This window comes from Mesorhizobium alhagi CCNWXJ12-2 (assembly GCF_000236565.1).
GTDB lineage: Bacteria > Pseudomonadota > Alphaproteobacteria > Rhizobiales > Rhizobiaceae > Allomesorhizobium > Allomesorhizobium alhagi.
This window is the reverse complement of record NZ_AHAM01000278.1, coordinates 44,258-52,557: the sequence shown is the minus strand read 5'-3', so window position 1 is coordinate 52,557 and position 8,300 is coordinate 44,258. Positions and strand designations below refer to the sequence as shown.

Here is an 8,300-nt window from a genome sequence, read left to right as displayed (position 1 = left end):
GAGGTGGCTATTCCATATTCACCTCCCGCGCCGTCACGGCGCACCATCAATTCCTGCATAATAGTCCATGGTTGTCCCTCGCTTGATGCTTGGGGCCGACACAATCGGACCCCGTTTCAACATCATCACTCTGAGGGACAGCCGCCTTCCTGGCTATGCGAGGAGCGCCGGCCCATTACGGCATCTAGAACACTCACGCCAACAAGGAGGGTGACGATGTTCGTCTCATGAAGGTTGAAGAACAGTTCGCCCGCGACCTCGGCAAGAGTATGACCCTCCGCCCGCACACCGAGGATGTGCTTCACCTGGCCGGCTGCGATGAGCAGCCCGGAAGCGGTGATGAAACCAGAGATGACCGGATGGCTGAGGAAATTCGCCATGAAGCCCATGCGAAGCAACCCCATTGCCATCAGCATCGCGCCTGAGATCAAGGCGAGCAGCGCGGCAGCCGTGAGATAGTCAGGCGTTCCCTGTGCGGCAATCGTACCGATCGAGGATGCCGTCATCAAAGAAACGACGGCCACTGGCCCGACCGCGAGCGTGCGGCTCGTCCCAAAGATCGCATAAGCGATCAGGGGCAAGATGGACGCGTAAAGGCCTACTTCCGCAGGCAACCCTGCCAGCATGGCGTAGGCCAGCGATTGCGGGATCAGCATGATGGTCACGATCGCCGCCGCCACGAGATCGCTGGTGAGCACGTCTCGGTGATATTGCCGCCCCCAATCAAGTATCGGGAGGTATCGGGCGAGGCGTGTCACGGATTGCCCTCGGTACCTGAGCTCAAACCGTGCGGGGTCTGGGGCTTGCCAGTGCAAGCAGACGGGCGGCCCACATACCGACGATCATTGCGGGCAGGAAAGCAAGTGTGCCTGTCGCCCCCAGCCCGAGCGCGGTGAGGGCCGGACCCGGGCAAAAGCCGCCAAGTCCCCAGCCGATGCCGAAGATCGCCGGACCGGCTACAACGCGCGCGTCGATGTCCTTCCGGCCCGGTAGATGGAACCTGCCACCGACAATCGGTGCATCGCGCTTCAGGACCAGACGATAACCGAAGAATGCGACAATGACCGCGCCGCCCATGACAAAGGCCAGCGAGGGGTCCCAACTTCCAGAGAGATCGAGGAAGTTCAGGACCTTTGCGGGGTCCGACATTCCCGAGACGACCAGGCCGATGCCGAAGAGCAGCCCGAGGACGAGATTTACCAGAAAGGACATGATGCTGAGCCTCAAATCACGTGACGGACGAGGAAGACGGTGACGAAAGCCATCGCCATGAAGACCGCGGTCGCGACCATCGAACGCCCCGAAAGTCGCGACAATCCGCAGACGCCGTGGCCCGAAGTGCAGCCATTGCCATAGACGGAGCCGAAACCCACCAAGAGGCCAGCCGCGATCATCAGGGGCACGTTTGACGAAACGGTCTGCGTGATCTCGGTGCCCGTGAAGGTCATCAGAAGCAGCGGCGCGGCTATCAGGCCAAGGACGAAGCCGAACCGCGATGGGAAAGCGTCGTCGCGATAGGGCGGCAGGAGTCCGCTGGCGATGCCGCTGATCCCAGCTATCCGGCCCTCCCATAGCATCAGAAGAACGGCCGAAAGACCGATCATTGCGCCGCCCAACAGAGAAGCGATTGGTGTGAACTCAGTCATAAGAGCCTCTAATCGGGTTGTGCGGCCGATGGCGTTTCGCAGAACATGCGGTGCATCATGGTGACGAACTCTTTCACGCGGTCATCCGCCAGGCAGTAGAAGACGGATTTCGATTCCTTGCGCCCGACGATGAATCCCGCTTCGCGGAGTTCGGCGATCTGCTGGGAAAGGCCGGGCTGACGTATCCCGAGCGTGTCCTCCAGCGCGCGTACCGAGAGTTCACCCTCCACAAGCGCGCAGACGATCATCAGGCGGTTGGGGTTCGCCAGCTTCTTCAAAAAGTCAGCCGCGGCGTCCGCCTGCTCGATCATGTCCTCGGTTTCGGGTGCCAGATCGGTTTTCATCCTCGTCAATCCCATGCCGCGCCCTCGAGCACATTGAGGGGAAATTTGAGATAGCGCCTGCCATTCGCCTCAGGCTCGGGCAGCCGTCCGCCATTCGTGTTCACCTGCAGCGCGTGCAGGATGAGTTTGGGCATCGGCAGCGTCCTGTCACGCGCCTCACGTACCTTCACGAACTCAGCCTCGCTCTTGCATTTTGCGATGTGCGTGTTGTTGGCCTTTTGCTCTCCGACCGTAGACTCCCAGAGCGGCTCGCGATCGTTCGGCTGATAGTCGTGTCCGGTGAAGACGCGCGTCTCGTCCGGGAGCGACAGGATCTCCTGGATGGATTGCCAGAGGCGATTGGCGTTGCCTCCAGGAAAGTCGGCACGTGCCGTACCGCTGTCCGGCATGAACAGGGTGTCGTGGACGAAGGCGGCATCGCCGATCACATAAGTGATGGAAGCCAGCGTGTGTCCGGGCGAGAACAACACCTTCGCGGGAATGGATCCTACGATAAAAGTGTCGCCCTGCGCAAAGAGCCTGTCCCACTGCGAGCCGTCGGCAGGGAAGTCAGGCCAGTTGTAAATGCCTTTCCAGAGCTCCTGGACTTCGGTCACCCTGCTGCCGATCGCTGTCGGGGCCCCGGTCTTTTCCTTTAGATATCGGGCGGCAGAGAGGTGATCGGCGTGGGGGTGTGTGTCCAGGATCCATTCGACCTCGAAGCCTTGTTCCCGAACGAAGTCTAGAATCGCGTCGGCATTCTTCGTCGCCGTTGCTCCGGACCGTTCATCGAAATCCAGGACAGGATCGATGATGGCGCACTTCCTGGTCTCAGGGTCGGCGACGACGTACTGTATGGAAAACGTACGCTTATCGAAAAAGCCCTTAACCTGCGGATTCCGCGTGGCCCAGTGGTCTTTTTCCGCTGACCTGAGTGGTCCGGAATTGCTCTCGAGCCACTTGATCGCGCCTGTCAGATCGACTCCGAGACGTTGGCCAAACGGAACGAGTTCTGCCGTCGTCATTCGACCGTCCAGCACCTCGCCGATCGACCATAGCGTCAGCGAACGGGTTCCAGTCTTGCAGTGCGCCAGTACACGTCCACCGGCTTCGGCGAGCGCCTTCTGGAAATCGCGCACCTCGCCTTCCTGAAATTGGCCGGGCACAATCGGGATGTGAATGTAGTCCATGCCAAGCTCTTCGGCGGCCTGCCGGTTTTCGGCCGCACTCGGCTGCCCAGGCTCTTCACCGTCCGGCCGATTGTTGATGACCGCGGAAATCCCTCGCCTTGCCGCATCGGCCAGATCGTCCTTGCGCGGTTGCGGCGCTATCCAGAGCTTGTCAGTGACCTTTTTCATTGCTGATCCTCCTGGCACGGGCACCATCGTTCCCGGTGACGCTTACATAAAGACAATTGCATGAATTTGCAAGTGATTGTCGAAGAGTTGGCGTTCTTCAGGCGTCGGCGCCCTAATGTCCGCCGATGCACCACCTGGTATTCGCCGCGCCCAATATCGCCTTCGGCTTCGTTATCGGCGGACAAATACAGCGCCCACAAACGGCCGCAATCCGAGGCACGGCTGGCGCGGCGGCCGCATTAAGTTCATGTCCCGCCACCACGGCATCCTGGTTCGAAGCAAAGGAAGACTGAGCGCCGCAAATCGAACAGGCGGACACGTGTCCTGCCTCTTCCGCACCTTCAACGTAGGCATTTGCCAAAGCTCGGCAATGCCGGGACGAAGACGGCTCCGGACGGCCGATCACGACCAAGTTGTGGCGCGGCATGCTTTGCTCTGCCGTGCCTCTGCGATAAGCTAGGGCTTTTCCACGCGCGCCACCTGAAACGTGTGCATGGTTCCGTCATGTGGGATCGAAACGTATTCGCCCGTCACGAAGCGTTCCTCGTCGAGACGGAAGCCAACCTCGTCGTCGCGGTCGCCTTGTGCATAGTCAAAGTACCACTGTCCGCCCGGCTTGCGCAGCAATCGGCCGATCCGGTCTTCTTCGCCGGAACGAAACCGGCGCACACGACAAGCTGTCTGATGCAACTTCCATTCGGCGGCATCGAGGCGTCCCTCGCTGTCCAGCGGAGCGAGGAGATCATAGCCTTCCTCAGCGTCTCCTACGGGATGGCCTTTCTCGCGGGCAAGCAACATCCGAACATGCCGGAATTTTGGGGTAAGGTCTTTCAGCTTGGTCATGGCGAACTCCTCTGAAGGCATCGTAGCGCAACAGGCGACTCCGGCCTTGATCCGCGTCAAATCGGAATTCGAGCGCTCGGTGCGTCAAAAGCTCAGCGGAAAACCATTGCGCTATACCCGACGCCCGTTGCGATCAGGGTTGTCACAGCCAGTGGCAGCCAGAACCGTACCGGGCCAGCGAAGATCGCCAGCGACAGTCGGCCGACTGCGTTCGCCGCCAGCGCCGCGAGAACGGCCTGTCCCGCCGCCTCGGCGGGAACCGACTGCTTGACCAGACGCAAGGCGCTCAGCACCGCGACATCGACATCGAAAGCGCCCGAGAAGATCGACGTTGCCAGCAATCCCCTCCCGCCGTAGTTCCCGGCCAATGCGGCGCTCATGGTCGCTACAATCGCGAACACCAGGGCGAAGAGGAGCAGCGGACCCAGTTCGAATGGATTGCGCGCAGACGCACCCTTCTTCCCGCCATGCTCGCCGTTGCGGTTCAAAAGAAAGGTTCCGAATGTCGCGAAAATCAGCGCAGCCGCAAGCGCTGCAACTCCAATCGTGACGAAAGCGCGCGGCTCGATGATCAGGACGATAACGCAAACACGCAGGATCGAAACCATTGCCGCCAGCGCAGCCGCGCCCGCCAATGGCATTGGATTGCCCACACCTTTGGCGTTGCGGGCAAGGGCGATGGTCACGGCGGTGGAAGAGACCACAGCGCCGGCGAGCGAACTGACGAGCAGCCCACGGGCTTCACCAAAGACGCGAACGGCGACATAGCCGGCAAAGGATATCGATGCTGTCAGCACCGTGAAAAGCCATACCTCCCAAGGGTTGAAACCGCCCCAAGGGTCAACGGTCCGGTTCGGCAGCAAGGGGAGTACGATCGCGGTCATCACCGCCAGGATCAGCGCCGAACGAAGCTCGATCCAGGTCAGGCGCCTCAATAGGCCGTGCAGGATCTCTCGGCTGGCGAGGACCGCCGCCAACGCTGCCCCTCCGGCAGCCGCGGCGCGGAAATCGCCCGCAACCGAAAGCGCGCCGAGCGCGAACACGGCAAGGCCGGCAACCACCCCCGTGACGCTGAAATCTTCGTCATGGGCCGCCTCGCGCGCCTTGTACCATGCCAAGACGGCGGCAAACGCGACGAAGCCTCCAACCAGCACCGATGCCGCGTCGATTGCGTCGGCAAGGGCCGCGACGACGCCACCAAGCAGGCCGGATATGCCAAAGGTACGGATTCCGGCCGTCCGGCTTCGGTCAGGAGCGTCTCGTTCTCGCCAGCCGCGCTCCAATCCGACGAGGAGGCCGATCGCCAGGGCAAGTCCGAGCCGCGCGATGAGCGGGTCCATGGATATGCGCCCGCTTTCAGGCGACCGACGGCAGGTGGTCGCGAACCCACCTGACGATCTGTCCCGACGTCATCGCGCCGGATGCGCGCGCGATCTCACGCCCGTTGTAAAAAAGGATCATGGTTGGAACGCCGCGAACGCCGAGCCTGGCTGAAACGGCCTGCTCGTTGTCCGAATTGAGTTTGATCAGGCGCACATGCGGTTCCAGTTCACGCGCGGCTGCCTCATAGGCTGGCGCCATCGTCCTGCAGGGACCGCACCACGGCGCCCATATATCGACGAGAACGGGAAGGCTGCTTCGCGCGACGTGGCGATCGAATATTTCCCCGTCGATGTCTTCCGGATGACCTGAGAACAGTTTGGTTTTGCATTTTCCGCATTTCGCATTCTCGGCGCGACGTGCTGCCGGGATGCGATTGACGCCGCCGCATTTGCTGCAAACGACCAGGTTTTCCTGTGTCATGATGATTTCCGCTCAACCTTCGGTATCTGGATCATCGCCTGTGGCGGTATGGTTCGTCCATCGCCGAGCGTGCGAAGCGAATTGAGGATCACCGCCACGTCGATGCCCTCCTGCAGCAATGCTCCAGCGACAGGCGTGATCTGTCCCAAGGCTGCTGCGACCATCGCCATGGCGGAGAGAGCCAGGCCGGCGACGATGCTTTGCATGGCGATCGCCCGCGTGCGGTGCGCGATACGCACCGCGTCAGCGACAGGCTGGAGCCTGTCGGTCAGCACGATGACATCCGCGGCCTCCGACGATGCGGTGGCGCCGCGCGCGCCCATGGCTATGCCAACAGTGGCGGCCGCGAGTGCGGGGGCATCGTTGATGCCGTCGCCGACCATCATTGTCGGCGCCCGGACTTTCTCGGCTTCAACCGCCGCGACTTTTTCGGCAGGGGTTGCGTCGGCGACGACGGCGTCCAGATCAAGCAGGGCGGAAATGCGCTTCGCCGCCGCCCCGTCATCGCCTGTCAGCATGACTATCCGCGCGATCCCGGCCGACCGCAGTTCGCGCAGCGCATCACGCGCATCCGCGCGCAGCGAGTCGCCAAAGGTGAATATGCCGGCGATCCGCCCGTCGAGCGCCACGAAAACCCGTAGCACTGGCTGGCTCTGATACCGCCTCTCGCCGCTTTGCGCCCAAATGGGCAGCGGTTCGTCGACGAGTGCCAGCGATCGGGATCCCGCCCTGACTGAAACATCGTCGACAGAGCCTACCATGCCCGATCCGCGATACTCCATGACATTGCACGGATGGGAAAGCCTAAGGCTTCTGCCGCGGGCGGCTCGAATGATAGAATCGCTCAGCACATGATGGGAGGCCTGTTCCAACGACGCCAACAGCCGCAACACTTCATTGCCGTCACGGCCGGGGGGCGTTTCGATCTCGATCAGCTCGGCGCCGCCGAGGGTCAAGGTGCCTGTCTTGTCGAAAACCGCCGTGCGCACCTGGGCTAGCGCCTCCACAGCCGGGCTGCCTTTCATCAAAATGCCGGCACGCGCGGCGCGCGAGACGCCGCCGATGAAGGCGACAGGCGCTGCCAGAATGAGAGGGCAGGGGGTGGCGACCACCAGCACGGCGAGCGCCCGCACGGGGTCACCCGAAAGATGCCAGGCGACGCCGGCAACCAGAAGCGTTGCCGGCAACAGGAACAGGGCGAAGCGATCGGCCATCCGAATGAACGGGGCTTTGGCAGTCTGGGCCGCCGCAACCATTCGCACGATCGCGGCATAGGTGCTCTGCTCGGCCACGGCCGAGGCGCGCATGCTGAAAGCCTCGCCGGCGTTGAGGGTGCCACTGCGAAGCATGTCGCCCGCGCGCCGCTTTTCCGGCAGCGGCTCTCCCGTCACCGCTGACTCATCGAGGGAAGCCAAAGGATCGAGCAGGACGCCGTCGACGGGCAGCAACTCGCCTGCGCGAACCAGAAGTTCGTCGCCGGCTGCCACTTCTGCGGCTGGAATCGTAACCATTTGTTCGCCAGACTTCCGATGCGCGACCCGTGGCGATCGATCGGTCAACGCCCTGAGATTCCGTTCGGCGCGGCCGCGTGCGAAGTCTTCGAGCACCGTGCCGCCGGCATACATGATCGCGACGACCACCGCGGCAAGGGACTGGCCGAGCAGAAGCGCCGCGGACATCGAAACGAGCGCGATGGCGTCGACGCCAAAGCGGCCGATCCAGAAATCGCGCAGGATCGAGACGGCAAGCATCGCCACAACGGGCAGGGTCGCCGCCGTCCAGAACGTTTCCGGCTGCATGGCGCCAAAGCCGGTTCGCCAAACGACAACGCCAGTGGCCAGACCGAGGATCGCCGTCGCCAGCAGGGCCCGCCGCAGGACCGACTCGTTCAGCACATGCATCTCAGACATTGCGGATGCCAACGGCGCTAGAGTCCCTGGACGATGTTCTGCATCATGCGGCGTACATCGGCCGCGATTTCCGCCAGTGCCGGGTTGTCGATTGACGCCATGGAGGCGGCGGGATCGACTGCCGCGACTTCCACCTTTCCAGGCGCACTGTAGGTGACAATCACGTTGCAGGGGAGCATGGTTCCGATCTTGTCCTCGGCTTGAAGCGCGCGCCACGCCAAATGCGGATTGCAGGCCCCTAGGATCGTGTACGGCTTGAAATCGGCGCCGAGCTTGTTCTTCATCGTCGCGCGAACGTCGATCGTTGTGAGGACGCCGAAGCCTTTTGCCGCAAGGGCGTCGGTCACGTGGACGATGGCGTCGTCGAACGGCATGGTGAGGGTCTTGCTGAAATAGTAGGACATTGCGGAACTCCGG

The 8,300-nt window shown here is 62.3% G+C and carries 9 protein-coding genes and 1 pseudogene; all 10 read right to left on the bottom strand.

What is annotated here, in order from left to right; translation table 11 throughout:
• Nucleotides 1–185: 185 nt before the first annotated feature.
• Nucleotides 186–758 (bottom strand): annotated as a pseudogene (locus MAXJ12_RS29530) (SulP family inorganic anion transporter); the annotation flags it as partial.
• A gap of 22 nt (nucleotides 759–780) precedes the next feature.
• On the bottom strand, nucleotides 781–1,212 hold the full coding sequence (locus MAXJ12_RS29525) for a YeeE/YedE family protein (protein WP_008839826.1): 432 nt from the start codon (nucleotides 1,210–1,212) through the stop codon (nucleotides 781–783).
• A gap of 11 nt (nucleotides 1,213–1,223) precedes the next feature.
• Nucleotides 1,224–1,646 carry a YeeE/YedE family protein gene (locus MAXJ12_RS29520; RefSeq protein ID WP_040588723.1) on the bottom strand — a complete coding sequence of 141 codons (423 nt, stop codon included), beginning with the start codon at nucleotides 1,644–1,646 and terminating at the stop codon, nucleotides 1,224–1,226.
• Nucleotides 1,647–1,654: 8 nt separating this feature from the next.
• Nucleotides 1,655–1,990, bottom strand: a complete 336-nt coding sequence (locus tag MAXJ12_RS29515; protein ID WP_008839824.1) for an ArsR/SmtB family transcription factor — start codon at nucleotides 1,988–1,990, stop codon at nucleotides 1,655–1,657.
• 5 nt (nucleotides 1,991–1,995) lie between these two features.
• Nucleotides 1,996–3,327 (bottom strand): bifunctional sulfur transferase/dioxygenase Blh, encoded by a 1,332-nt coding sequence (gene blh / locus MAXJ12_RS29510; protein ID WP_008839823.1) that lies wholly within the window; start codon nucleotides 3,325–3,327, stop codon nucleotides 1,996–1,998.
• 456 nt (nucleotides 3,328–3,783) lie between these two features.
• On the bottom strand, nucleotides 3,784–4,170 hold the full coding sequence (locus MAXJ12_RS36015; RefSeq protein ID WP_008839822.1) for a hypothetical protein: 387 nt from the start codon (nucleotides 4,168–4,170) through the stop codon (nucleotides 3,784–3,786).
• A 92-nt stretch (nucleotides 4,171–4,262) separates the two neighbouring features.
• Complete coding sequence (locus MAXJ12_RS29500) at nucleotides 4,263–5,510, bottom strand: MgtC/SapB family protein (protein WP_008839821.1); 1,248 nt, start codon at nucleotides 5,508–5,510, stop codon at nucleotides 4,263–4,265.
• Between the two features lie 16 nt (nucleotides 5,511–5,526).
• Nucleotides 5,527–5,973: a thioredoxin TrxC gene (gene trxC, locus MAXJ12_RS29495; RefSeq protein WP_008839820.1), complete on the bottom strand. Its 447-nt coding sequence runs from the start codon at nucleotides 5,971–5,973 to the stop codon at nucleotides 5,527–5,529.
• Complete coding sequence (locus MAXJ12_RS29490) at nucleotides 5,970–7,874, bottom strand: heavy metal translocating P-type ATPase (protein ID WP_008839819.1); 1,905 nt, start codon at nucleotides 7,872–7,874, stop codon at nucleotides 5,970–5,972. Before MAXJ12_RS29490 ends, trxC begins: the two co-directional genes overlap by 4 nt.
• 26 nt (nucleotides 7,875–7,900) lie before the next feature.
• The gene (locus MAXJ12_RS29485; protein WP_008839818.1) at nucleotides 7,901–8,287 is read right to left on the bottom strand and encodes a DUF302 domain-containing protein; all 387 of its coding nucleotides are present in this window, start codon (nucleotides 8,285–8,287) and stop codon (nucleotides 7,901–7,903) included.
• Nucleotides 8,288–8,300 lie beyond the last annotated feature (13 nt).